At 65.2% G+C, this 22,994-nt stretch carries 21 protein-coding genes, 1 tRNA gene and 1 pseudogene; 13 read left to right on the forward strand and 10 right to left on the reverse strand.

Features of this window, described 5'->3' with window-relative positions:
- Positions 1–18: 18 nt before the first annotated feature.
- A complete protein-coding gene (locus AAC979_RS12700; protein WP_371347245.1) occupies positions 19–1,029 on the reverse strand; it encodes a PotD/PotF family extracellular solute-binding protein in 1,011 nt (336 codons plus the stop codon).
- Between the two features lie 214 nt (positions 1,030–1,243).
- On the opposite strand from AAC979_RS12700, the gene AAC979_RS12705 reads away from it, so the two are divergent.
- Positions 1,244–2,050 carry an SDR family NAD(P)-dependent oxidoreductase gene (locus tag AAC979_RS12705; protein ID WP_371347246.1) on the forward strand — a complete coding sequence of 269 codons (807 nt, stop codon included), beginning with the start codon at positions 1,244–1,246 and terminating at the stop codon, positions 2,048–2,050.
- Here the strand turns inward: AAC979_RS12705 and AAC979_RS12710 are convergent.
- A complete protein-coding gene (locus AAC979_RS12710; protein WP_371347247.1) occupies positions 2,047–3,069 on the reverse strand; it encodes a hypothetical protein in 1,023 nt (340 codons plus the stop codon). The genes AAC979_RS12705 and AAC979_RS12710 overlap by 4 nt on opposite strands.
- The gene (locus AAC979_RS12715) at positions 3,066–3,875 is read right to left on the reverse strand and encodes a FadR/GntR family transcriptional regulator (protein WP_371347248.1); all 810 of its coding nucleotides are present in this window, start codon (positions 3,873–3,875) and stop codon (positions 3,066–3,068) included. The genes AAC979_RS12710 and AAC979_RS12715 overlap by 4 nt, the downstream gene beginning before the upstream one ends.
- A 257-nt stretch (positions 3,876–4,132) precedes the next feature.
- On the opposite strand from AAC979_RS12715, the gene AAC979_RS12720 reads away from it, so the two are divergent.
- The 5 genes from AAC979_RS12720 (at position 4,133) to AAC979_RS12740 (ending at position 8,609) form a co-directional block, all read left to right on the forward strand.
- Entirely contained in the window at positions 4,133–4,987 is an 855-nt protein-coding gene (locus AAC979_RS12720; protein WP_371347249.1) for a substrate-binding periplasmic protein, read from the forward strand.
- Positions 4,988–5,066: 79 nt separating this feature from the next.
- Entirely contained in the window at positions 5,067–5,747 is a 681-nt protein-coding gene (locus AAC979_RS12725; protein ID WP_371347250.1) for an amino acid ABC transporter permease, read from the forward strand.
- 9 nt (positions 5,748–5,756) lie between these two features.
- Positions 5,757–6,926, forward strand: a complete 1,170-nt coding sequence (locus AAC979_RS12730) for a mandelate racemase/muconate lactonizing enzyme family protein (RefSeq protein WP_371347251.1) — start codon at positions 5,757–5,759, stop codon at positions 6,924–6,926.
- A 70-nt stretch (positions 6,927–6,996) separates the two neighbouring features.
- Positions 6,997–7,842, forward strand: a complete 846-nt coding sequence (locus AAC979_RS12735) for a fumarylacetoacetate hydrolase family protein (RefSeq protein WP_371347252.1) — start codon at positions 6,997–6,999, stop codon at positions 7,840–7,842.
- 14 nt (positions 7,843–7,856) lie between these two features.
- Positions 7,857–8,609: an SDR family NAD(P)-dependent oxidoreductase gene (locus AAC979_RS12740; RefSeq protein ID WP_371347253.1), complete on the forward strand. Its 753-nt coding sequence runs from the start codon at positions 7,857–7,859 to the stop codon at positions 8,607–8,609.
- 643 nt (positions 8,610–9,252) lie between these two features.
- On the opposite strand, the gene AAC979_RS12745 is transcribed toward AAC979_RS12740, so the two are convergent.
- A complete protein-coding gene (locus AAC979_RS12745) occupies positions 9,253–10,239 on the reverse strand; it encodes an NAD(P)H-quinone oxidoreductase (protein ID WP_371347254.1) in 987 nt (328 codons plus the stop codon).
- Positions 10,236–10,784: a hypothetical protein gene (locus tag AAC979_RS12750; protein ID WP_371347255.1), complete on the reverse strand. Its 549-nt coding sequence runs from the start codon at positions 10,782–10,784 to the stop codon at positions 10,236–10,238. The genes AAC979_RS12745 and AAC979_RS12750 overlap by 4 nt, the downstream gene beginning before the upstream one ends.
- Before the next feature lie 301 nt (positions 10,785–11,085).
- Here AAC979_RS12750 and AAC979_RS12755 point away from each other — a divergent pair, with 301 nt between their 5' ends.
- Positions 11,086–11,949 (forward strand): LysR family transcriptional regulator, encoded by an 864-nt coding sequence (locus tag AAC979_RS12755; protein ID WP_371349052.1) that lies wholly within the window; start codon positions 11,086–11,088, stop codon positions 11,947–11,949.
- Here AAC979_RS12755 and AAC979_RS12760 read toward each other — a convergent pair.
- Positions 11,944–13,055 (reverse strand): IS3 family transposase gene (locus AAC979_RS12760; protein WP_371346076.1). Its coding sequence is split into 2 segments (ribosomal slippage): positions 11,944–12,800 and positions 12,800–13,055, totalling 1,113 coding nucleotides; the frame shifts between segments, so codons are not numbered across the junction. The two genes, AAC979_RS12755 and AAC979_RS12760, sit on opposite strands and share 6 nt — an antisense overlap.
- 23 nt (positions 13,056–13,078) lie before the next feature.
- Positions 13,079–13,312, reverse strand: coding sequence for a 4-oxalocrotonate tautomerase family protein (locus AAC979_RS12765; RefSeq protein ID WP_371347256.1), 234 nt, complete (start codon positions 13,310–13,312; stop codon positions 13,079–13,081).
- A gap of 348 nt (positions 13,313–13,660) precedes the next feature.
- On the opposite strand from AAC979_RS12765, the gene AAC979_RS12770 reads away from it, so the two are divergent.
- From AAC979_RS12770 to AAC979_RS12785, 4 genes and pseudogenes are all read left to right on the forward strand, one after another.
- A complete protein-coding gene (locus AAC979_RS12770; RefSeq protein WP_371347257.1) occupies positions 13,661–14,248 on the forward strand; it encodes an MEDS domain-containing protein in 588 nt (195 codons plus the stop codon).
- Between the two features lie 5 nt (positions 14,249–14,253).
- On the forward strand, positions 14,254–17,787 hold the full coding sequence (locus tag AAC979_RS12775) for a PAS domain-containing protein (protein WP_371347258.1): 3,534 nt from the start codon (positions 14,254–14,256) through the stop codon (positions 17,785–17,787).
- Between the two features lie 553 nt (positions 17,788–18,340).
- Entirely contained in the window at positions 18,341–18,628 is a 288-nt protein-coding gene (locus AAC979_RS12780) for a hypothetical protein (protein ID WP_371347259.1), read from the forward strand.
- A 38-nt stretch (positions 18,629–18,666) separates the two neighbouring features.
- Positions 18,667–19,764 (forward strand): annotated as a pseudogene (locus tag AAC979_RS12785) (recombinase family protein); the annotation flags it as partial.
- Positions 19,765–19,815: 51 nt separating this feature from the next.
- Here AAC979_RS12785 and AAC979_RS12790 read toward each other — a convergent pair.
- The 3 genes from AAC979_RS12790 to AAC979_RS12800 form a co-directional block, all read right to left on the reverse strand.
- Positions 19,816–20,013 (reverse strand): hypothetical protein, encoded by a 198-nt coding sequence (locus AAC979_RS12790; RefSeq protein WP_371347260.1) that lies wholly within the window; start codon positions 20,011–20,013, stop codon positions 19,816–19,818.
- Positions 20,014–20,274: 261 nt separating this feature from the next.
- Positions 20,275–20,349, reverse strand: a tRNA-Glu gene (locus AAC979_RS12795).
- A 133-nt stretch (positions 20,350–20,482) separates the two neighbouring features.
- Positions 20,483–20,821, reverse strand: a complete 339-nt coding sequence (locus AAC979_RS12800) for a DUF6476 family protein (protein ID WP_371347261.1) — start codon at positions 20,819–20,821, stop codon at positions 20,483–20,485.
- On the opposite strand from AAC979_RS12800, the gene AAC979_RS12805 reads away from it, so the two are divergent.
- Together AAC979_RS12805 and rpoH are read left to right on the forward strand one after the other, a co-directional pair.
- Positions 20,820–21,863 (forward strand): RluA family pseudouridine synthase, encoded by a 1,044-nt coding sequence (locus AAC979_RS12805; RefSeq protein ID WP_371347262.1) that lies wholly within the window; start codon positions 20,820–20,822, stop codon positions 21,861–21,863. The genes AAC979_RS12800 and AAC979_RS12805 overlap by 2 nt on opposite strands.
- A 151-nt stretch (positions 21,864–22,014) precedes the next feature.
- Positions 22,015–22,926, forward strand: a complete 912-nt coding sequence (gene rpoH / locus AAC979_RS12810; RefSeq protein WP_371347263.1) for an RNA polymerase sigma factor RpoH — start codon at positions 22,015–22,017, stop codon at positions 22,924–22,926.
- The last annotated feature ends 68 nt before the right edge of the window (positions 22,927–22,994 follow it).

The raw sequence follows: 22,994 nt of genomic DNA on the forward strand, positions 1-22,994 counted from the left end.
CTCTATCGGAGGTGGCTGCTACTCGGCCGCCTTGACCTCGTTCCAGATCGCCTGGCGGCGAGTGTAGTCCTCTGGATTGTCCGCCCAGATCAGGCGGCTCGCATAGTCCATCCCCTCGGGGGCGTCGGTGGTCGAGCCGTAGCCGAACTTCTTCGCCATGTCGGCGCCGATCTTCTTCTGCAAGACGAAGTTTATCCAGGCATAGGCGGCGTCAGGATTGGACGTGCCCGCGCTCACCGTGAGATTGTCGAGCCAGCCAACCGCGCCCTCCTTCGGGATGGCGTAGCCGACATCGAAGCCCTTCTTCTGCAGGTTGATGGCCGCGAGTTCTCCCATGGAGAACATCAGCACTACGTCGTTCTCGGTCCAGATGGTGGTGCCTTCGTCAAAGCCGGCGAAATAGGTGAGCAGGTTTCGCTTGAGGGCGATCAACTTGTCCTTCACCTGCGCGAACTGCGCGTCGGTGAGATGGAACGGGTCCTTGATGCCGAGCACGATGGCGCCGAAATTGATGGCGTTGTTGGCGTCGTCGAGCGAGATGACCTTGCCCTTGTATTTGGGGTCCCACAGCACCTCCCAGCTCTCCGGCGCAGTCGGAAAGGTCTTCTTGTCGTAGACCATGCCCAGCGAACCCCACGCCCACGGCACGCCATAGGTGGCACCGTCGAAGGTGGCGTTCGCCATGCCCCGGAAGTCGGGGAGAAGATTGCCGGCGCTGGTGAGCTTGGCTTTGTCGATCGGGGCGATCAGCTTCTGGTCGGCATAGGCCTTGAGGCTGGCTGTATCGATGGTGACGACGTCGTAGTCCTTGCCGTTCGACGCCTTCATCTTCGCGATCTGCTCGTCGACGCCGCCGACATAAGTCACCTTCACGGCGATGCCGGTTTCCTTCTCGAATTCCTCGACCCAGGCCGGATCGGCATAGCCCTCATAGGCCAGCAAGCGGACCTCGCCTTTCGGCTGGGCGACGGCCGCCGCCGAGGAGAGAAGGGTAAGCGTGGCGAGCGATGCAGCTACCGCCCTCGACATCCAATTCATCGTCCGTTCTCCATCTGGCGCCATTTGGCTTTAGCGAAAAAAATCATATTTAATTTTCGCGGTCAATTCGACGCCTGAAGAAAACGACCAAAAAGCGCTATGACTACGCGGCGATCTCCCCACGCCGCCGAACGACTCTCGATTGACGCCTCAAAATATCATATTTTATATCGACGCCTTCCCGCCCACCATTCTGGAACCGCTCATGTCCACCGAGGCCCAGCCTGTCCCACCCGCCGCCCGACGCCTGGAAGGACGGATCGCCGTCGTCACCGGCGGAGCGCGCGGCATTGGCCGCTGCATTGCCGAGCGCTTCGCCACCGAGGGCGCGCAGGTGGTGGTGGCCGATATCGATGAGGCGGAAGCGCTTCATGCCGCCACCGAGCTCGGCCCGCAGGCGCTGGGACTGCGCGTCGACATCGCCGATGCCGCCTCGATCGCGGTGCTGGCGCAGACCGTCGAGCGGCGCTACGGCCGTTGCGAAATTCTCGTCAACAACGCGGCCATCCTCGACGCCGCCGGAGTGGACGCCATGAGTTTCGATCATTATCGCTCGGTGACAGACATCAACCAGGATGGCGCGGTCCGGGTAACGCTCGCCTTGCTGCCGCTCATGCGCAAGGCCGCCGCAGGCCGGCGCATCCTCAACATCGTCTCGATCCAGGGCATGCGCGGCACTCGCGATTCCCTCGCCTATGCCACCGCCAAGGGCGCGCTTGTCAATTTCACCCGCGCCCTGGCCTGCGATCTCGGCGCGGAAGGCATCGCCGTCAACGCGCTGGCGCCCGGCTTCATCGATACGCGGATGGCGCAACTGCCGGATGGCAGCGGCCACGAGCACGAGACCGACTGGTTCCGCGACATCTATATCCGCCACGGCCGCATCCCGCTGCGACGACCCGGCACACCGGTGGACATCGCCGGCCCGGCCTTCTTCCTCTGCTCGGACGATGCCCGCTACGTGACTGGCCAGATACTGCTCGTCGACGGCGGCCTCTCCGCAACCTTCTAGGCGCCGGGAAGCGGGCGCGCCGCGAGGCTATAGCGAAGGACGGTGGGCCGCTCCGGCGTCGCCGCCAGGCAGGTCGGCGTGCCGGCGGACGCGATCGGGTTGTCGGCAAGCGACACCGGCTCGGCGAAATCAAAGCAGGAAGCGATCGGCTCAATGCCGAGGCCACGATAGCGCCCGCCCCAGGGCGCGCCGGCCAGCGCCCGGTCGCTGATCCATAAAAGGCACGAGGGCAGGAGGTTCCGGTCCCAGTCTAGGCTCAGCACCGCGCGACGCTCCGCAAAAACGGCCTCTACCGCCCCCTCGATATCGCAGAGCTGAAGGACGTCCTCCATGGGCGCCGCTTTCGGCAGGCACGCCAGGTCGATAACGTCGCCCGCGCGTGCCGGCACCGTGGCGAGGCTCGTGAAATCGCGGCCGATGGCCACCCGCATCGCCCCGCCGGGCACCGAGGCCGGGTAGGTGAGGCCGCGCCGGAAACGGGCCTGAAGGCGCAGGGTTTCCGTCGGAACATCCAGCGACAGGATGGGATGCAGGCCGATGGGAAGACGGGTCGCGCGCCGCACATCGATCGCGAGCTCGAGGTCTAGCGCCGGAGCGCCGGGCCGCACCGCGAGCGTGCGGGTGAGCCGTCGCACCGCATGATCCGCCGGGTAGTCGAGCGTCAGGCGGATGTGATCGGCATCCTGTTCTTCCACACTCCATGTGGCATTTGCGGCCAGGCCGTGCGGAAGATCATTGCAGCGCTCGAGACCGAACCCGCCCCAGCCTGGTGCGATCGCATCAAGCTTCCCGCCAACGCCGAAGGGTAGACAGACGAACTCCGCTCCGAGATGGCGCAAATGGGCGGGCAGGGCGCCCAGCGAGGGATCGTCCGGCGACCAATGCGGCCGGGCGAAGGGCGCGAAGGGGCCATCCGGCAGATGGAAGACCAGATCGGCGAGCATCGCGCCCACCGGCGACACCCGCAGGGCGCCATGCGGCCAGTCGAGCGCGAGGAGGTCGAGCGGCGCGTCGCTCACTTCAGCGCCGCGAGCAGCGAATCCTTGCCGTCGAGGATCACGTCGCGCATGGCCCGTGCCGCCCCCTCTCCCTCGCCGCCGGTAATCGCTTCGAACACCGCCCGATGCTGGCTGATATCGTCCTCGACGCTCTTGTCCGCCTTCAGCGCCTGCTGCTGGATGGAAAAGCTCAGATGCAGGAAGTCGGCGACCAGATGGGCGAAGCTGCCGAGCAGCACGTTGTGGCTCGCGGCGAACACCGCCATGTGGAAGGCGACGTCGGCATGGGCATAGGCTGTCAGATCGCCGCTCGTCGCCTCCATGGCGTGCAGGGCCGCCCGGATGCGGCGCAGATCCTCGATCGTCGCCCGGCCGGTGGCGAGTTGGGCGGCCGCGGGCTCGATCATCAGGCGCAGCTCGATCAGGTCGCGCATCATGGTGTCGCGCAGCGCCGCGGACCCGTTGCCGTCGCCGAAATGCCAAGCGAGCACGTCACTGTCGAAGGTGTTCCACAGGTCGCGCGGGCGTACCCGCGTGCCGACTTTCTGGCGCATTTCGATCAACCCCTTGGCCGCCAGCACCTTCAGCGCCTCGCGCAAAGAGGGGCGGCTCGCCGCGAACTCCGCCATCAGGTCCGGCTCGCGTGGCAGCAATTCGCCGGGCGCGAAACGGCCGGAGACGATGGCGCGGCCGAGCTCGGTGATCACATGACCCTGCACGCCGCTGATGCGATAGCCGGACGGTCGCGCCGGACGGGCCGGGCGCCCCTCGCCGGACTGGGCTTCGACCTCGGGGCGCTGGCGTGGCGTCGATGGGCGCTCCGTCACTGGCGCTCTCCGTTTTCAGTCGTTGCACCGCCTGATGATGTGCGGGCTCGGGTCCATCCCTGCGGAACACGATAGCCTACGCCGGGCACGGCAGCTCCGCCGCCCGCCAGGCCGTGACCATGTCCACAGAATTCATTTAAATCATATTTTTCGGCCAAACAAGCATTGGCGACGCTAGGACGTCTAGACAGATCACGCGGATTAAATAATATTTTTCAGTCGACACAGAACCACCCTTCCCAGATCAGGAGAATGGCATGTTCAGGACCGTATTGGCGGCCGTGCTCGCGGCTTGCGTCAGCATCAGCGCGAGCGCGCAGGAATTCCAGTTCGAGGCGCAGCCGCTGTTCGACAATTGCGGCGATTCCTCCCTCGCCCGAGCCAAGACCGAAGGCGTGACACTCGGCTTCTCGCCCTCACCGCCCTATTCCTCTCTCGATCCGGCGACCAAAAAGGCGGGCGGGCTCGACATCGAGCTGGTGGAGGCGGCGCTGAAATGGGCCGGCGTCTCCAAGTTCAGATATGAGGTGATGCCGTTCGGCCAGCTTATCCCGGCCCTGCTCGCCAAGCGTATCGACGTTGTGTCCGCCAACATCCACGTGACCCCAGACCGGCTCAAGGCGGTGTCCTTCTCCGGCCCGGCTTGGTGGTACGGACCGGCCATCGTGGTGGCGAAGGGCAATCCAGCTGGCATTACCTCCTTTGAGGGCCTGAAGGGCAAGAAGATTGGGGCCATCGCCGGCTCGGCGGCCGATGAATATCTGCGCAAGATCAGCGTGGCCGTGACGGCCTTCCAGACCGACGCCGAGGAATTCGCGGCAATCTCCACCGGGCGCGTCGACGCCATCCTCGACGACGACGTGAAGATCATCGAGTTCATGAAGGCAAACGGTTCGGCGCCGATCGAGATCGTCGCCAATGTCGCCATCCCAGACGAGCTCATCTTCAAATACGGCTACGGCTATGCCCGCTACGCTCTCCGCAAGGACGATTGTTCGTTGCGAGCCGCCTTCACTCAGGGGCTCGCCGAAGTGCGCGGCAATGGTCAGGCCACAGCGATCTTGAAGACGTACGGGCTCACCAACCGCAACCTGTTCTTCTTCCCGCTCTGACAGCCGCCAGACCCGGCCAGCGGACGCGCGAGGCGGTTTCCCCCGCACGTCCCTTCCGGCTTCCGCGGCAGGTTACGTCATGAACCTTCTCGATCTCTCGGTCGTCAACGAATACGGCTCGGTCTTCCTGCAAGGTCTCGCTGTGACGACGTTTCTCACTCTCGTCGTCATCCTTCTGGCAGGCGTGCTCGCTGTCCCGCTGGCGCTCGCGCGGATGTCCGCGCGGCGCTGGATCCGCTGGCCGGCGGATTTCTATGTCGAGTTCATCCGGGCGACGCCGCTGATCCTGCAGCTCATCTACATCTATTACGTGCTGCCCAGCGCCGGCATCCGGCTAGAGCCCGTGACAGCGGCAATCATCGGCCTCACGGTGAACTACTCCGCCTTCATGAGCGAGGTTTATCGCTCGGGCATCCAGGCGGTGCCGAAAAGCCAGTATGAGGCGGCCCAGAGCCTGGGGCTCAGCCCCACCATCACCTTCGTCAAGATCATCTTCCCGCAAGCCTTCCGCACGGTTCTGCCGGCACTCGGCAACTATCTCATCGCCCTGTTCAAGGATACGGCGCTGGCGTCGGTGGTCACGGTGCAGGAGCTCATGTTCTCCGGGCAGATCGTCGCCGCGCGCAACTACCAGTACTTCACCGTCTACACTGTCACGGCCATCCTCTATTTCTCCGTCGGCTTTCCCGCCGCCCTTCTCGTGCGCCGTCTGGAGCACTGGTCGCGGCGCGGCTGGGCGTCGGCTGACCGAAAGTCCTGAGTCATCTCCATGCCCGACATCACCCTGCCAAAAGTGACCATCCGCTCCATCGCCGTCGCCCCGCTGTTCGGCGAAAGCCCGAAGGGCGGCTGGTCGGCTGAGATTAAACCGGAAGACTCCGTCCACGCACTCATCGCCGTGCATACGGAGGAGGGCATCACCGGCCATGGCAGCGTGTTCACCGACGGGCGGCTCGTTCAGGCCGCTGTCGACGTGCTCGAACCGCTCTGGCGCGGCGAGAACGCCCTCGAACCCGAGCGGGTCGCTGAAAAGCTGCATCAGAACAGCTTCTGGATGGGGCGCGGCGGCAGCCTCACCCATGCGATCAGCGGCATCGACATCGCGCTGTGGGACATTCTGGGCAAAAGCCTTGGTCAGCCCGTGGGGAGACTGCTCGGCGGGACCTATCGCGACCGCGTCACGCCCTATTGCTCGCTGTTGATGGAGGAGCCCGAGCGCATGGCCGATGTCATCGGCCCGCATCGCGCGCGCGGCTTCAAGGCCTTCAAGATCGGCTGGGGTCCCTTCGGTCGGCGCGGCAGCGCGAAGCTCGACGAGGCGATTGTGCGGGCCGCCCGCGAGGCGGCGGGACCGGATGCCCAGCTCTTCGTCGACGCGGGGGCCTCCGACGCCTATTGGCCACAGGGGCTGAAATGGGCGCTCACCACCGCGCAGATGCTGCGCGACTATGATGTGGGCTGGTTCGAGGAGCCGCTACGGCCGGATGCGCTGGAAGGGTTCCGCACGCTGCGCCGAGCGAGCCCGGTGCCGATCGCCGGCGGCGAGGTGCTCACCCGCCGTCAGAGTTTCGTTCCCTGGCTGTCCACCGGCGCCCTCGACATCGTGCAGCCGGACGTGACCAAAGTTGGCGGCCTCAGCGAGCAGCGACGCATCGCCTGGCTCGCCGACGATTTCGGCCTGCGCTATGTCGGCCATGGCTGGAACACCGCGCTGGGGCTGGCTGCCGATCTTCAGCTTGCCGCCGCGCTGCCGCAATGCGACCTCGTCGAGTTCATCGGCGGCAGCGCCTATGTCGACGGCATCGTCGCCGAGCCGTTCATTCTGGACGACGAGGGCAAGCTGCATATTCCCGACCGGCCGGGCCTCGGCGTCAGCCTCGATCCCGAGGCGCTGGCGCGATTCACGCAGACCCCCGCGTCGCTCTTCGCAGCAGCGTGAGGTTTGCTGCGAGAAGCCCACTGGCCGTTCAGTTGAGCGCCCCGTATCGATATCAAGGGAGAAGACGACGATGAAGCTTGTCCGTTACGGTCAACCGGGGGCGGAGCGTCCCGCCATCCTCGACGCGCAGGGCGTGCTGCGCGATCTGTCGTCGATCGTCTCCGACATCGCCGGGGCGGCGCTGCTGCCGGAAAATCTCGCGCGCATCCGCGCGGTCGATCCCGCCGTGCTGCCGGCGGTCGAGGGCACGCCGCGCATCGGCGCCTGCGTCGGGCAGGTCGGCAAGTTCGTCTGCGTCGGCCTGAACTACACCGACCACGCCGCCGAATCCGGCATGGCCATTCCCGACGAGCCGGTGCTGTTCATGAAGCCGCCGAACTGCATCGTCGGGCCCTATGACACGGTCGAGATCCCCCGCGGTTCGACCAAGACCGACTGGGAGGTCGAGCTTGGCATCGTCATCGGCAAGCCGGCCAAATATGTCTCGGTCGAGGACGCCTATGCCCATGTCGCCGGCTATTGCGTGGTCAACGACGTCTCCGAGCGCGGCTTCCAGCTTGAGCGCGGCGGCCAGTGGGACAAGGGCAAGGGCTGCGACACCTTCGGCCCGATCGGCCCCTGGCTGGTGACCACGGACGAGATCACCGACCCGCATGTGCTCGACATGTGGCTGGAGGTGGACGGCAAGCGCTACCAGAACGGCTCCACCCGCACGATGATCTTCAGCGTGCCGACCATCGTCTCCTATATCAGCCAGTTCATGAGCCTGCAGCCGGGCGACATCATCACCACGGGCACCCCGCCGGGCGTGGGCCTGGGGCAGAAGCCGCCGGTCTATCTGAAGGCCGGCCAGACCATGCGCCTGGCCATTTCCGGCCTCGGCGAGCAGCAGCAGACCACCGTCGACGCGGCCTGAAGGAAAGCCAGCTCATGAACGCTCTCGACCTCAACGGACGCGTCGCCATCATCACCGGCGGCGCGCGCGGTATCGGCTATGCCGCTGCCGAGCGCATGCTGGCCTCCGGCGCCGCCGTGGCGCTGTGGGACATCGACGCCGCGCGCCTCGACGAGGCCGCCGCTACGCTCGCCGGCCTCGGCAAGGTCTCCACCCATGTGGTGGAGCTGACCGACGAGGCCTCGGTGCGCGCCGCGACCGCCGCCGTCGTCGCCGTTCATGGAAAGATCGACATCCTCGTCAACAATGCCGGCATCACCGGCGGCAATGGCAAGCTCTGGGAACTCGACACCGAGACCTGGCGCCGGGTGGTCGACGTCAATCTGGTCGGGCCGTTCCTCACCTGCAAGGTCGTGGTGCCGGAGCTGCTGAAGAACGGCTGGGGCCGCATCGTCAACGTCGCCTCCATCGCCGGCAAGGAAGGCAACCCCAACGCCTCGCATTATTCGGCCTCCAAGGCCGGGCTGATCGGGCTGACCAAGTCGCTGGCGAAGGAACTGGCGACCTCGAACGTGCTGGTGAACGCCATCACCCCGGCGGCGGCGAAGACCGAAATCTTCAACCAGATGAAGCAGGAACATATCGACTTCATGCTGTCGAAGATCCCGATGAACCGCTTCCTCGCCGTCGAAGAGGCCGCCGCGCTCATCGGCTGGCTGTCCTCCGAGGACTGCGCCTTCTCCACCGGCGCCGTCTTCGACATCTCCGGCGGACGCGCCGTCTACTGACGAGGCGCCGCCGGCAAAAGGCGGCACTCGCTCCAGCCCATGTCAACGCAGGACGCAATTGGCGGTCACGGCGTTACATGGCGTAGTTTTGGCGCGCCCTAGGGGAGGGACCTTATTACACTGCATCAATAACTTAGCCCATCCAACCAATCTCAACTTTGGCATTGATGACAAAAGGAAATTTGCGTCCGTTTCCAAGCTGAAACTCATCGCTGGATGACTGCCGATTGGACCTATCTCGTGCTCATCAAAGCGGGCAGAGGATGCCGAGAACCGAGCCCCCCGGGTTCACCGGGGCCACGGATTTGAGTCACGCTCCATTTGCTGCCCGCTGAGCAGAGCGCTCCGACATCAAGAGCACGAGGCCCTACACCTGTGGGGTTGCCGAGAACGTGGCGGTCGCTATCAAGGCGAGGCGCGCTAGGATGATCCGTTTTCAGCTCCTTTCATGAGCAACCGGTTTTGGGGCCGCGAGGAGACGGTGAGCTAATGGGGACATCAAACGAGAAGCGGGCATATCGCCGATAAATGCCCGAGGCCGAAACTGACTTGCCCACAAGCGGCCTAACCGATACGTCCGCTTCTCGCCGCCATCTCGGTCATCGGGTTGGCCACGGCGCCAGGCGGAGCACTCCGCCGTGCCTCACGCGGTCACGTTCAGCACGATCTTCCCCAATCCGCCGCCCGCCTCCATGGCGCGATGCGCCTCGGCGGCCTGCGCGAGCGTAAAGACCGTTCCGACCAGCGGCTCAAGCCGGCCATCGGCGAACATCGGGAGCGCGCTTTCCGCGAAGCGCTGCACCATGGCGCGCTTTTCTTCCAAGCTGCGCGATTTCATCACGGTGCCGATGAGGCGCAGGTGGTTGTGCAGCAGGAGGGCGAGCGGAATGGTGGCGGTGTCGTGTCCGCTCAGCAGGCCAACCTGAACCAGTCGGCCGCCCGGGGCGAGGCTCCGCAGATTGCGCGCGAGATAGTCACCGCCGACGAAATCGACGATCACATCGACCCCGCGCCCACCGGTCGCATCACGTACCCCAAGCTCGAAGTCCTCGGAACGATAATCGAACACCGCCTCGGCACCCAGCGCCAGCACGTCGGCGCGGCGCTCGGCATTGGCGGTTGCGAAGACGCGCGCACCTAAGGCGTGGGCGATCTGGACACCGGCGGAGCCGACACCGCCCGCCGCCGCGTGGATGAGCACGGCCATCCCGCGGGCTGTCTCGCCGAGATGCACGGCGGCTTCCCAGGCGGTGACGAAGGATTCCATCACCGCCGCCGCCCCGACATAATCGAGATCCTCGGGAATGCGCACCGCCATGGCGCGGTCGACGCGGGCAAATTCGGCGTAGGCGCCACCGCCGACGATTCCCATCACCCGCTCGCCGAGCCCGATGTCGGTGACACCGGCGCCGACCGCCACCACCTCGCCCGCCACTTCAAGCCCGAGCAGGTCGCTGTCCCCGTAGCTCTGTCGGCCGTAATAACCCTGTCGCTGCAACAGATCGGCGCGGTTGACGCCAGTCGCGTGCACCTTAACCAGAAGATCGCCGGGGCGGACCTCCGGCATAGGCACTTCGGCGAGGCGGAGGACATCCGCCGTACCGTACTCGTCGAACACGACCGCTTTCATTTCGTTGTAGCCTTGGCAACCGCGCGCCGGGCGATGCTGGCGGCGAAGAGTGGCGTCTCGCGGCGGTTGTGGTCGCCGCCGGCTTCCTGCCGGGCTATGGCCGCTTGCTCGAAGGTCTGGCCGTGCGCGGCGAGGAACTCCATGAACACGTCGGTCGGATGCGAGGTGACGCGGTTGGTGTAGCGTGTGCGCCCGCCCTCGACGGCCTCGGCGATCAGCTCCCAGATCACGTTGACCTGCGTCCGTCCCACCGGCGTGAACACGTCGGAGATCGAGTTCATCCGGCAATAGCTGGCGGTGGCTTCCTCGGCGACATAGTGCTGGATCACCAGTCCGGTGCCGATCATCTCGACATTGATCACCATGCGGCGGCCATCATCGGTCGTGGTGACGCCGGAGCCGATATGGTCGGGCGGACAGCAGCGCAGATATTCCGCCTCCGGAAGCGTGAAAAGCCAGTCTGCGATATCGACCTTCTCGAACGCAACGTCGATATCGGCGGTATAGGCGGACTGCGAGAGGATCTTTTCGGTGAGGATATTCATGGCTCTGCCCTTTGACTATACGTGTGTATTAGATTTCAGTCATCTCCATCCCGAATGGCGAGCGCCAATACGATGAAGAACGATGCGGAAGCCCGTTATGCGCGGCGGCCGAGTCCGAGGTATTTCGACATTTCCATGATCGCTGTGCCTGTTTGCGAGATGGAACGTCTGCCCGTTCTGCCGCGACGATGGCGTGCCGACGACGAGGTGCCGCCGCTGTGTGAACTCCGCGAATATGCGAGTGTCCGGGGCCGGCGATAAGCCGGAGCCTGCTGCAAACGCCTTTGCCGGGATCGCAAAGATGAGACCCCATTTCGCCGAATATCTCGCCACCTTCGTCGATGTCGTCCGCGCAGGGAGCTTTTCCGGTGCCGCCCGCCGGCGCGCGGTGACGCCGTCGGCGATCGTTCGCCAGATCGACGCACTGGAGGACGATCTCGGCGTCGCCCTGCTCATCCGCTCGACGCGCGCGCTTACGCTCACCGATGCCGGCCAGCGCCTGCACGAGAGAGCCCTGCGGCATCTCGACGAACTGGCCGACACCCATGCCGAGGTTGCCGCCTTCGACGGTTCCGTCTCCGGCACGCTGCGGATTGCCTGCTTCCCAACCTTCGGCAAGCGCTATGTCCTGCCGGTTGTCGCGGCGTTGCAGGCCGAACATCCGGCTCTGAATGTCGAGCTCGACCTGACGGAACGGCTGGCCGATCCGGTGGCCGAGCGTCTCGACCTTGTCATCCGCATGGGCACGATGACCGACAGTACGCTGATCGCAACGAGGCTGGCGCCGCTCACGCGGCTGCTGGTGGCGAGCCCGGCCTACCTGGCGCGGGCGGGCACGCCCGGCCGCGCGGCGGATCTGTCATCACATCGGCTGCTCGACAAGCTTCACGGCGCCGATCTCCTTGGTTGGCGCGACGTGCTCGGTTGCGCGGCGGGCCACGCCGGCAAAGGCACGGTGACGCTCCGGTCAGATGATTTTGAAGCCCTGCGCGCGGCAGCTGAGGCAGGCTTGGGTATTGCGTTCCTATCGAGCTGGGTTGTCGGATCGGATGTCAGGGCGGGAAAGCTGGAGCGGCTAGGACTCGGCGGTGAGCCATGGAACGACGACTCGTCAGGAATCTATCTGCTACGTGTGACGTTGCCCCCTGAATGCCCTCGTTCATAACCAGAATCCGTTCTGGTTGTGGTCCTGCCTGGACCGGGCTGCGAACTCGTTTGGGGTAAGGCCGCCGAGGCTCGTGTGAGGCCGGTGGCCGTTGTAGTCGATCCGCCAAGCTTCGATGATCCGACGTGCCATCGGCAAGCCCTGGAACAGGTGCTCGTTCAGACATTCGTCGCGGAAGCGGCCGTTCAGGCTCTCGACGAAGGCGTTCTGAACCGGCTTGCCGGGAGCGATGTAGTGCCACTCGACACCTGTGTCCTGCTGCCAACGCAGGACCGCGTGCGAGGTCAGTTCGGTGCCGTTGTCGCTGACGACCATGAGCGGCTTGCCACGACGTTGGATGATGGCGTCCAGCTCCCGTACGACCCGGTGGCTCGACAGCGACGTGTCGGCCACGAGCGCCAGGCACTCCCGGGTGAAGTCGTCGACGATCACCAGCACGCGGAACCGGCGTCCGTCCGCGAGCACATCGGAGACGAAGTCCAGGCTCCATCGCTGGTTGGGTGCCTGCGGCAAGGTCATCGGCGCTCGCGTGCCAAGCGCTCGCTTGCGTCCGCCGCGACGGCGCACCGACAGCCGCTCCTCGCGGTAGAGCCTGAAGAGCTTCTTGTGGTTGATCTCCTTGCCCTCTCGCCGAAGCAGGATCAGCAGACGCCGATAGCCGAACCGCCGACGCAAGCTCGCCAGCTCACGAAGGCGCTGGCGGAGCGCGGTATCGTCGCCTCGCGTCGAGGCGTAGCGATAGGTCTTCGGCTCGATGCCGATGAGGCCGCACGCACGCCGCTGCGAGTAGCCCTTCTCCTCGATCGCCCAGGTCACGACCTTCCTCCGGGAACTGGGCGTCAGAAGTTTTTTCCAAGAGCCTCGCGGAGAGTGGCTACGTCGAGCATCGACTCGGCCAGAAGCTTCTTCAGCTTCCGGTTTTCCTCCTCGAGCGCCTTAAGGTTGCGGGCGTCGGACACCTCCATCCCGCCGTACTTCGTGCGCCACGTGTAGAAGGTCGCGTCGCTGATCCCGTGCTTCCGGCAGAGGTCCACGACCGGGATTCCGGCCTGGTGCTCCTTCAGGATCCCGATGATCTGTTCCTCGCTGAACCGGCTCTTGCGCATCGTCCGTCTCCTCTCGACGGATCCTAGCTTCTGAGCGGGGTCATTTCAGGGGGCAACGTCACGGGCATTCCGCCCCATCCCCAGTCCTGCGTGTCAATTTCCTGGATCACCACCCAGGTCCACGCTGGTGGTTTGCCGAGCACGTCGAGCAACACCTGGCTCATGCCGTGAAAGATCGCGGACTTCTGCGCCGGGGTCAGCGAGTCGGTGCCTGGCTCGGTGCCTTCCCGGGTCAACTGGACAGTAACGAACGGCATTGAATTCTCCCATCATGTCATGGCGGGCGCCGGGTGGCGCCGATCCAGACGACATGGGGTGCCGTTGCGCGAGGAAAATAGTACCATGGTATTGATGCCGACCTACTGCAGCAGGACACACCGTCATCACGCTGCGGTCTAGCCTTCCCGGCGCTGTATCGAGATGAAACGAAGAGCGATTTCTGGTATTCAGCGGCGACGTGGACTAATGTATCGCCGCCATGAGATGCCCCGCTTGGGGAAGGCGTGAAATCTGGCGCAATTTCGCTGTTGCCTTCGAGCTGACGTAGGGGCCGTCGCGTGGGGGAAGTGCCGTCGATCCATCTGGGCTGCCGAACACTGGGGAGGATGCGACACGTGTGCGCCTTCTTCCATGGCGAGGAGGAGGCGTACCGGATTCTGCTGCCCTTCGTCGCCGAGGGATTTGCCGCCGGCGAGAAGGCGATCCACATCGTTCCCCCGCACCGCCATGGCGAGCATCGCGCGCGCCTGCGCGAGCGCGGGATCGACGTCGAGGCGGCCCTGGCCGGCGGCCAGCTCGATCTGCGCAGTACCATCGACACCTATTTGCCCGACGGGCGTTTCGACGGCGAGCGCATGCTCCGCTCGTTCACCGCCATGGCGGAGGAGAAGCAGGGCTATCCTCTCAGCCGGATCGTCTGCGACATGGACTGGGCGAGCGGAGCCCGCCCGGCGATGACCGATCTCATCGCCTTCGAAGCCCGAGTGAACGAACTGTGGAGCCGGCATGACGACGTGGTGATCTGCGTCTATGACGCCGGCAAGCTCAGTGGCGACATGGTGATCGACATCATCCGCACCCATCCGATGGTGCTGATCGGCGACAGCCTGCAGGAAAACCCGTTCTTCGTTCCGCCCGACCGGTACATCGCCGACGCTGCGGGGCCGCACGGCGCCGGCGGGGGCGCTCCGTGAGTCTTTTGCTGGCCGACCCGAGGGATCGGGAACTCGCCGAGCTACGCGCCAGCCTCGGCGACCTGATGAGCCTGCTCGGGCTGTCTGCGACATGGGCAGGGCGCGGGCCGGACGAGGTCGCCCGGCTGCTCGGCGAGGCGCTGCAGGCGATGCTGCGGCTCGACCTGGTGCTGGTGCTGCCGGGCGAGCACGCCGGACGCGGCTTCCTCGCCGCCGGCGCGGGCATCGACCGGGCTGTCGTCGAAGGCGAGTTGCGCCAGATGCTGGGCGAGGACCATCGCGCCTGGCCGGCACGCGCGCACGGCGCACTTTCGGGCCGGCCGCTGGCCCTCGCCATCTTCCCCGTCGGCGTCGCGGCGACGTTCGGCCTGCTCGTCGTTGGCAGCGGCCGGCCCGTTTTCCCGACCGAGCCGGAAGCCCTCGTGCTGAACGTCGCGCGCAACCAGATGCTGCTGGCGCTTCAGGAGGCGGAGCTGCGACGCGAGGAAAGCCGGCGGGCCAGCGAACTCAGTGCCGCCGCGCTGATCGAGGGGTTGCCGGGGCTGGTGGCCGTTCTCGGCCCGGACGGGCGGGTCGAGCGCGTGAACCGCCCGATCCAGGACTATACCGGCCAGACGCTCGAGGAACTGCGCAACTGGGGCAGCAACGGCACGGTGCATCCCGACGACCTGCCCCATGTTGCGGAGATGTTCGGCCGATCGATCGCGTCGGGCACGCCCTACCAGATCGAGCAGCGGCTGCGTCGCTTCGACGGCGAATACCGCTGGTTCGACAACCGCGGCCATCCGCTGCGCGACACGACCGGCGCCATCGTCGCCTGGCACGTGCTGCTGAACGACATCGACGACTTCAAGCGCGCCGAAGAGGCGCTGCGCGTGCGCGAGGGCGCGCTGCGCCAGCAGTCCGAGACCTTTCCGCAGATGCTGTGGAGCGCCACGGCGACGGGCGACATCGACTACTGCAACGAGCGGCTGCTGGAATATAGCGGCCTCTCGGCCGACGAGGTGATGAACGAGCGTTGGGTGAACCTGCTGCACCCTGACGACCGCGAGCCGACCGCCCGGATCTGGATGCACTGCATCGCCACCGGAGATCCCTATTCGGTCGAGGTGCGCCACTTCCATGTCGCCGACCAGACCTATCGCTGGATCCTCACCCTGGCGCTCCCGCTGCGGGATGCGGAAGGCCACATCGTCAAATGGTACGGCTCCTGCGTCGACATCCATGATCGCAAGCTGGCGGAGCAGGCGGTGCGGGCCAGCGAGCGCCACCTCGCCCAGATCATCGCGACGATCCCGCAGAACCTGTTCGGGGCGGGCCCGGACGGCATGGTCAACTACCTAAATCCGCAGATGGGGGAATGGTTCGGGCGGGCCGACGACACCATCATGGCCGACGAATGGGTGCATCTGGTGCATCCCGACGATCGCAAGGGCACGGTCGAGGCGTGGATGAGCGCGGTGGCGGCGGGCACGACCTACCGGCGCCAGGTCCGTTTTATCCACCGCTCGGGAGAGTATCGCTGGTGCGACGTGCGGGCCCGGCCGCTGCGCGACAAGGACGGCCGTATTCTCGCCTGGCATGGCGTCGTCGACGACATCCATGATCGCCGGCTCGCCGAGGACGCGATCAAGGCCAGTGAGCGCAACCTCCAACTGATCATCGACACCATTCCCGCCCTCGTCTGGTCGGCCAACGCCGATGGCACCGCCGACTTCTTCAGCCAGCATTACCTCGACTATGTCGGCGAGAGCCGGGATGACCTGCGCGGCTGGCAATGGACCCGCTTAGTGCATCCCGACGATCTCGGCGCAATCGCGGCCGCCTGGGAGGCGTGCCGTGCGGCCGGCAAGGACGGCGAGGCCGAGGCCCGGTTACGCAGGCATGACGGCACCTATCGCTGGTTTCTTTTCCAGACGAGCAGCCTCACCGACGAGAAAGGCGAGATCGTTAAGTGGTATGGCGTCAATACCGATATCGAAGATCGAAGGCGCGCCGAAGAGGAGCTTGCCGCGCGCGAACGCAATCTGAGAGAAGCTCTTGATCACCTCAGCCAGGCTCAGCGTCTCAGCCATACCGGAAGCTTCAGGGCGCATGTGAACGCCGATGCGCAGGTCTGGTCCGAGGAGCTTTATCAGATCCTGGAGTACGACCGCGAGGAACCACCCACGCTTCGCGCCTTCATGCAGCGGATCCATCCCGAAGACGTGGCGACCTTCGAAGCGAGCTTCGCGCGCTCGATGGCCCGTCAAGAGGAGCTGGACGAGGTTTTCCGGATCGTCACGCCCGGCGGCACGACAAAATACGTCCATGCCGTGGCGCATTTCCTCACCGCGGACCCCAGCAACCCGATCGTCATGGGATCGGTTCAGGACATCACCGAAAATAAGCGTGCCGAGGACGAACTGCGCCGAAGCGCCTATTATCTCGCCATTGGCGAGCGGGTCAGCTCGACCGGCTCATTCGCCTGGGATTCCGAGACTGACACCATTGTCGCCTCGGAACAGCTGCGTCTGCTGCACGAACTCGATGAGGGAGTGGAGTTCACCGGCGCCGACTTCAGGAGCAGGATCCACCCGGACGACATCCCGCTCTTTGAAGCAAAGACCGCCGAGCTCGCGAAGGGCAGGGATGTCGAATATGAACTCAGATTCTATACAGCCCGGGGCCGTCTCAGGCATGTGCGCGCCTTCGTCCAGGTCATCCGGCAGCCCGGCGGCCGGGTGCAGCGGGTCGGTGCGGTGCAGGATGTGACGGCCCGCCGTGCCGCCGAGGAAGCGCTGGAAAAGGTCAGAAGCGAGCTCGCTCACGTGGCACGTGCGGCAAGCCTCGGCGAGCTTGCCGCCTCCATCGCTCACGAGGTCAATCAACCCCTTGCCGGTATCATCACCAATGCCAGCACATGCCAGCGCCTGCTTGCCGCGAACCCGCCCGACATAGAAGGGGCCATCAAGACGGCCCAGCGCACCCTTCGCGATGGCAACCGGGCGTCCGAGGTGACAAAGCGCCTGCGCAGCCTGTTCCGAAAACAGGATTTCGTGCCCGAGCCCTTCGATCTCAATGAGGCTGCGCAGGAAGTAATCGCCATTTGCGCGCATGATCTGCAGTGGCGCCGCATATCGCTGACGGCCAGCCTCGATCCCGGGCTGAGGCCGGTGACCGGGGACCGCATCCAGATTCAGCAGGTGATTCTCAACCTCGTGCTGAACGCCGCCGATTCGGTGCAGCTCGGCGCTGGCCCAGCGCGGCAGATTTTCGTCGAGACGGGCGAGGCGAGCCCGGCAAGCGGGCAACTCGAGGTCCGCGATACCGGTCATGGCCTGTCGGCCGAGGCCTATCCGCGCATCTTCGAGGCCTTCTATACGACCAAGCCGCAGGGGCTGGGCATCGGCCTGTCGGTCAGCAGGTCGATCATCGACCGCCACGAGGGCCGGCTCTGGGCCCGCCCGCGTGAGGGCGGCGGGGCCATCTTTGCCTTCACCATCCCCTATGCCGAGGCGTACGCGAGCAGCGGTGAAGCGCAGTATGGCGGTGGATAGGCGTTCAAAGCGCCAGAATGTTGATTGCCGGTGAGGAGTGACCCTGCATTCTCACTGAGAATTGCCCCTGAGTCAGGGAATGGTCGGGGGCGCGCCAGTAGCGAAAATACGCTGCGGCGACGACAAATGGCTGGTTCGGGGCCGTATGCAGACTGTCCGCTATTGGGGACTTTAAACGAGAAGCGGACATAACGCCGATGAAGGTCCGAGTCCGGAACTGACCCATTGCTGACGCTTGGAACGTCTGGTTCTCAGGTCACAAAGTCTGCTTTTGGCGCAACCTTGACGTCCAGAGCGGTGAGCGAAAACGTCTGCCTTCAAGAATTAGATAATTTGATCTCTACGTCCGATATCGGGGCGCAAAGCAGACTTCGCTGCAGGGGCAGGCGAACGCCAAGTATGGGTCGTTGCCGCGAGACCGCTCCACCAAGCGTATCCCGGGAAACACTCCCGCGCCGCATCTGACAAGCATTTTTGCGCTGCTGCACGCAGTTATTCTGCGGCGTAGAATCGGCCCCTTGGCGAGTGAGGGGATGCCCTTGATCCTCCGCGCATGCGCCACTCGCGTCCGTTTCGTACGAAGAAAATATTCAGTGTGGGCAGCGATGCTCCATCGCCAGCTTCGAGCTTGGCTGGCGCACCACTCTCAAAGATCCCGCACCGTGATGCGCGCGTCATTCGAGATGCTGAGCAAAACCTTGCGCCCGCTGACTCCGTCGAGCATGTTTCCAAGGTCGCGCATCTCACCGACGACTGGCCGTCGAACGTTCCGGTCACACCTGACGAGGTCGATGTTGTCGAAGCCTTCTTCAGGCGGGAGATCGATGCGCTGCTGAGGTGACGGTGCTGCCGAAGGGACCTGAGGGAGGCGATTGGGCCATGAACGTAACCTTGCCGATTACCAGCCGGGCCGCCCTCTATCTCCGCGTTTCTACCACGCGGCAGGCCGACGTTGACCTCTCCATCCCAGACCAGCGCCTCCAGACAGCCGCCTATTGCGAGCGGCAGGGCTGGTCCGTTGTCGCGGAGTATGTCGAGCCGGGCGCGTCCGCCATGGACGACAGCCGGCACGAGTTCCAGCGGATGATCGAGCGGGCATCCGATGACGATCGCCCATTCGATGTGATCGTCGTCCATAGCTTCAGCCGGTTCTTCCGCGATGCCTTTGGGCTGGAGATGTATATCCGCCGCCTAGCCAAGCATGGCGTGCGGCTCGTCTCCATCACCCAGGAACTTGGCGATGATCCGGCTCAGGTCATGATGCGGCAGGTCATCGCCCTGTTTGACGAATACCAGTCCCGCGAGAATGCCAAGCATGTGCTGCGGGCTATGAAAGAGAACGCCCGGCAGGGTTTTTATAACGGCTCCCGCCTGCCGCTTGGTTTCACCCTTGAAGAGGTCGAGAAGCGCGGCCATCGCACGAAGAAGCGGATCGTCGTCGATCCGGTTGAGGCCGAGCTGGTGCGGCTGATGTTTGCTCTCTACCTGCAGGGAGATGGCACATCGGGTCCCATGGGCATCAAGGAGATCACCAAGCACCTCAACGCCAAGGGCTACCGCACCCGCCTCGGAGCCCGCTACGGCGTCGGCACCATCCACGGGATACTGACCAATTCCGTCTATATCGGGGAATGGAGCTTCAACAAGCGCAGTTCCAAGACCGGCCGGGTGAAGCCGCAGCACGAGGTCATACCCATCTCGGTGCCAGCCATTCTCGATCGCCGCACCTTCGACAAGGTGCAGAAGGCCCTCAGGGCCAAGAGCCCGCACAACAGTCCGCCCCGGGTCATCTCAGGTCCGATCCTTCTGACCGGCTTGGCCTATTGCGCCAGTTGCGGCAGCGCCATGACGCTGCGCACCGGCACCTCGAAGAGCGGCAGGGTCTATCGCTATTACAGCTGCTCGACCTCCGGCCGGGTCGGCAAGTCCGCCTGCAAAGGGCGAACTGTGCCGATGGAGAAGCTCGACTATCTGGTCACACGCCATGTCGCTGAACGCGTCTTGAAGCCCGATCGGTTGGAGGCGCTGTTACAGTCCGTCGTTGACCGGCGAGTGAAAGCCGATGCCGAGGTCCAGGCGCGGATCGATGAACTCTCTCGCGAAAGAACGACGGCGGAAGACAAGTTGCGGCGGCTCTACCAGCTTGTCGCCGACGGCATCGCCGAACCCGACGAGATGCTCAAGGAGCAGATTGCCGAGCTCAAGGCAGATCGGGACCGTGCACATTCGGCGCTGGAGCGGATCGAGAACCAGGGTGCCGCCGCAAGCCGGCTTGATCCGGACAAGCTTGCCCGCTTCGGCCAGCTCATGCGCTCAAACATCACAGAGGGCGAGGTGCCGTTCCGCAAAGCCTATTTGCGGTCGCTTATCGACGCGGTCGAAGTCGACCAGTACGTAGTGCGGATCCACGGGTCAAGGTCGGTGCTGGAAAGGGCCGTACTCGCCGACCGCGCCACCCAGCCGGGTGTTCGCGGTTTTGTACGGAAGTGGCGCGCCCACGGGGAATCGAACCCCGGTTTTCGCCGTGAGAGGGCGACGTCCTGACCGCTAGACGATGGGCGCATCTAGGCAGGGCGGTCTCTTAGAGTGCTTTGCCCTCGGGATCAAGAGCGTGCATGCGCCTCAGCGACGTTTTCGACCGGCTATCCCCCGCGCCGCGGCCCTCCCCGCCCGCCAGACCGCCCGGCCGGCTGCGTCAGGGCGTGCTGGCGAAACCCAGCACGCCGCGCGGGGCGCGGGAGTCCAGATCAAAGAAATGTGTCTCCACGCGGCCTTCGCGCACCACCGTCACGGCGATGAGATCGCCGGACACCGTGGCGGCGCGCACCTCGGCGCCCTTGGGCAGTTGGATCGTCCCGGCAATGTCCGCCGGGGCGCTTTTCCTGCCGCTCATCAGCTTGTATCCGATAGCGCCGAAGACGGCGAGAAAGCCCAGAAGCATGATAAGCCCGGAATAGGCGGCGAAGCGGCGCATGCGGCGCAGCACGCGCTCGGCTGCGGGGTCGAGCGTGTCGTCGGAATCAGGAGAGGTCATGCCGGCACCGGAACTCAGCGAAGAGATGGACGATGACGCGCCGGAGGCGGTCGCGAGCCGTGTCGATATCACCGTCGGGCCGGAGGATGAAGGCCAGCGGCTTGACCGTGTGCTGGCGCGCCATCTCCCCGAGTTCAGCCGCACCCGCCTGCAGGCGCTGATCGCCTCCGGCCAGGTTCAGCGCGCCGGCCAGCCGGTGAGCGGCGGCGCGGCCAAGGCGGTGGCCGGCGACTGTTACAGTGTCGAAGTGCCCGAACCCGAGGACGCAGCGCCCGCAGCACAGAACATCCCGCTCGCGATCGTCCATGAGGACGAGCATCTGATCGTGATCGACAAGCCGGCCGGCATGGTGGTGCACCCCGCCCCCGGCAGCCCGGATGGCACGCTGGTCAATGCGCTGCTGCATCATTGCGGCAGCAGCCTTTCCGGCATTGGCGGCGTGCGCCGGCCGGGCATCGTGCACCGGCTGGACAAGGACACGTCTGGCTTGCTCGTCGTCGCCAAGAATGATCGCGCGCACAAGAAGCTGGCGGCTCAGTTCGCCGATCACGGCCGCACCGGCCCGCTGGAGCGCGCCTATCTCGCCTTCGTCTGGGGCGCGCCGGACTTGCCCAGCGGCACCGTGGACGCGCCGCTCGCCCGCCATCCCATCGCGCGCGAGCGCATCGCCGTGCGCAGCGGCGGACGCTTCGCCATCACCCACTGGCAGCGCCTCGCCAGCTTCGCCGACACCGCCGGCCGGCCGATCGCCACGCTGGTCGAGTGCCAGTTGGAAACCGGACGCACGCATCAGATCCGCGTGCACATGGCCCATATCGGCCATCCCATGCTCGGGGACGCGCTCTATGGCGTCGGGCAGCGCACCCGCGCCAGCCGCCTGCCCGAGGCCGCGCGCATGGCGCTGGACGGCCTCGGCCGGCAGGCGCTGCATGCGGCGCGGCTCGGTTTCGAGCATCCGGCGACCGGCGAGATCCTGTCGTTCGAAAGTCCTCTGCCGGCGGACCTTGCCCGCCTTGAGGAGGCGCTCGCTGCCGGCAGTTGACGGGCGCCGCCTCAACGTATCGTGACCCCGGCTCGGCTTGCGCTTTCGCAAATTCGGCTTCTTCCTGCTAGTATAAATCTGAGGCCGGCTGACAAGCGGCCGCGTGCCGGTCGCCCGCTGACGGGGACCGCGAAAGAAGGAGGGTGCAGTCATGGCCCGTTCCGCTATGAGCCTACCGTCCGCCGAAGGTGGCCTGAGCCGCTACCTCGCGGAAATCCGCCGGTTCCCCATGCTGGAGCCGCAGGAAGAATATATGCTCGCCAAGCGCTGGCGCGAGCACGAGGATCCTGACGCCGCGCACCGTCTCGTCACCAGCCATCTGCGTCTCGTCGCCAAGATCGCGATGGGCTATCGCGGCTATGGCCTGCCGATTTCCGAGGTCATCTCGGAAGGCAATGTCGGGCTGATGCAGGCGGTCAAGCGCTTCGAGCCGGACAAGGGCTTCCGCCTCGCCACCTATGCCATGTGGTGGATCAAGGCCTCGATCCAGGAATACATCCTGCGCTCGTGGAGCCTAGTCAAGATGGGCACCACTGCGGCGCAGAAGAAGCTTTTCTTCAATCTGCGCAAGGCCAAGAGCCAGATCTCCGCGCTGGAAGACGGCGATCTCCGTCCCGACCAGGTGCAGCAGATCGCGACCAAGCTCGGCGTCACCGAGCAGGAAGTGGTGGAGATGAACCGCCGCCTCGGCGGCGATGCCTCGCTGAATTCGCCGCTGCGCGGCGATGTCGAGGGCGGGGGGGAGTGGCAGGACTGGCTGGCGGATGATCACGACAGTCAGGAATCGGTGCTCGTCGAGCATGAGGAGATGGATAATCGCCGCAATGCGCTGTCCGGAGCGCTGTCGGTGCTCAATGAGCGCGAGCGGCGCATCTTCGAGGCCCGCCGGCTGTCGGACGATCCGATCACGCTGGAAGACCTCGCCGCCGAGTTCGGCGTGTCGCGCGAGCGCGTGCGGCAGATCGAGGTGCGGGCCTTCGAGAAGGTGCAGAAGGCGGTGATCGACCGCGTGCACCAGATGGAGACCGCGCCGATGCGGCAAGATTCCGCGCCGGCTATGTAACTTCTTTGCCGATTAATTAACGAAGAGACCGCCCGGTGCCCGCCGGGCGGTTTTCCTTATGGATAAAG

Origin of the sequence: Ancylobacter sp. IITR112, assembly GCF_041415945.1 — a bacterium.
Lineage (GTDB): Bacteria > Pseudomonadota > Alphaproteobacteria > Rhizobiales > Xanthobacteraceae > Ancylobacter.

Excerpts from the sequence above, each read along its gene's own strand:
- AAC979_RS12700 (WP_371347245.1), bottom strand. The coding sequence starts at position 1,029 with ATGTCGAGGGCGGTAGCTGCATCGCTCGCCACGCTTACCCTTCTCTCC.
- AAC979_RS12705 (WP_371347246.1), top strand. The coding sequence starts at position 1,244 with ATGTCCACCGAGGCCCAGCCTGTCCCACCCGCCGCCCGACGCCTGGAA.
- AAC979_RS12720 (WP_371347249.1), top strand. The coding sequence starts at position 4,133 with ATGTTCAGGACCGTATTGGCGGCCGTGCTCGCGGCTTGCGTCAGCATC.
- AAC979_RS12725 (WP_371347250.1), top strand. The coding sequence starts at position 5,067 with ATGAACCTTCTCGATCTCTCGGTCGTCAACGAATACGGCTCGGTCTTC.
- AAC979_RS12730 (WP_371347251.1), top strand. The coding sequence starts at position 5,757 with ATGCCCGACATCACCCTGCCAAAAGTGACCATCCGCTCCATCGCCGTC.
- AAC979_RS12735 (WP_371347252.1), top strand. The coding sequence starts at position 6,997 with ATGAAGCTTGTCCGTTACGGTCAACCGGGGGCGGAGCGTCCCGCCATC.
- AAC979_RS12740 (WP_371347253.1), top strand. The coding sequence starts at position 7,857 with ATGAACGCTCTCGACCTCAACGGACGCGTCGCCATCATCACCGGCGGC.
- AAC979_RS12745 (WP_371347254.1), bottom strand. The coding sequence starts at position 10,239 with ATGAAAGCGGTCGTGTTCGACGAGTACGGTACGGCGGATGTCCTCCGC.
- AAC979_RS12750 (WP_371347255.1), bottom strand. The coding sequence starts at position 10,784 with ATGAATATCCTCACCGAAAAGATCCTCTCGCAGTCCGCCTATACCGCC.
- AAC979_RS12755 (WP_371349052.1), top strand. The coding sequence starts at position 11,086 with ATGAGACCCCATTTCGCCGAATATCTCGCCACCTTCGTCGATGTCGTC.
- AAC979_RS12765 (WP_371347256.1), bottom strand. The coding sequence starts at position 13,312 with ATGCCGTTCGTTACTGTCCAGTTGACCCGGGAAGGCACCGAGCCAGGC.
- AAC979_RS12770 (WP_371347257.1), top strand. The coding sequence starts at position 13,661 with ATGCGACACGTGTGCGCCTTCTTCCATGGCGAGGAGGAGGCGTACCGG.
- AAC979_RS12780 (WP_371347259.1), top strand. The coding sequence starts at position 18,341 with ATGCGCCACTCGCGTCCGTTTCGTACGAAGAAAATATTCAGTGTGGGC.
- AAC979_RS12790 (WP_371347260.1), bottom strand. The coding sequence starts at position 20,013 with ATGTGCACGGTCCCGATCTGCCTTGAGCTCGGCAATCTGCTCCTTGAG.
- AAC979_RS12805 (WP_371347262.1), top strand. The coding sequence starts at position 20,820 with ATGCCGGCACCGGAACTCAGCGAAGAGATGGACGATGACGCGCCGGAG.
- AAC979_RS12800 (WP_371347261.1), bottom strand. The coding sequence starts at position 20,821 with ATGACCTCTCCTGATTCCGACGACACGCTCGACCCCGCAGCCGAGCGC.
- rpoH (WP_371347263.1), top strand. The coding sequence starts at position 22,015 with ATGGCCCGTTCCGCTATGAGCCTACCGTCCGCCGAAGGTGGCCTGAGC.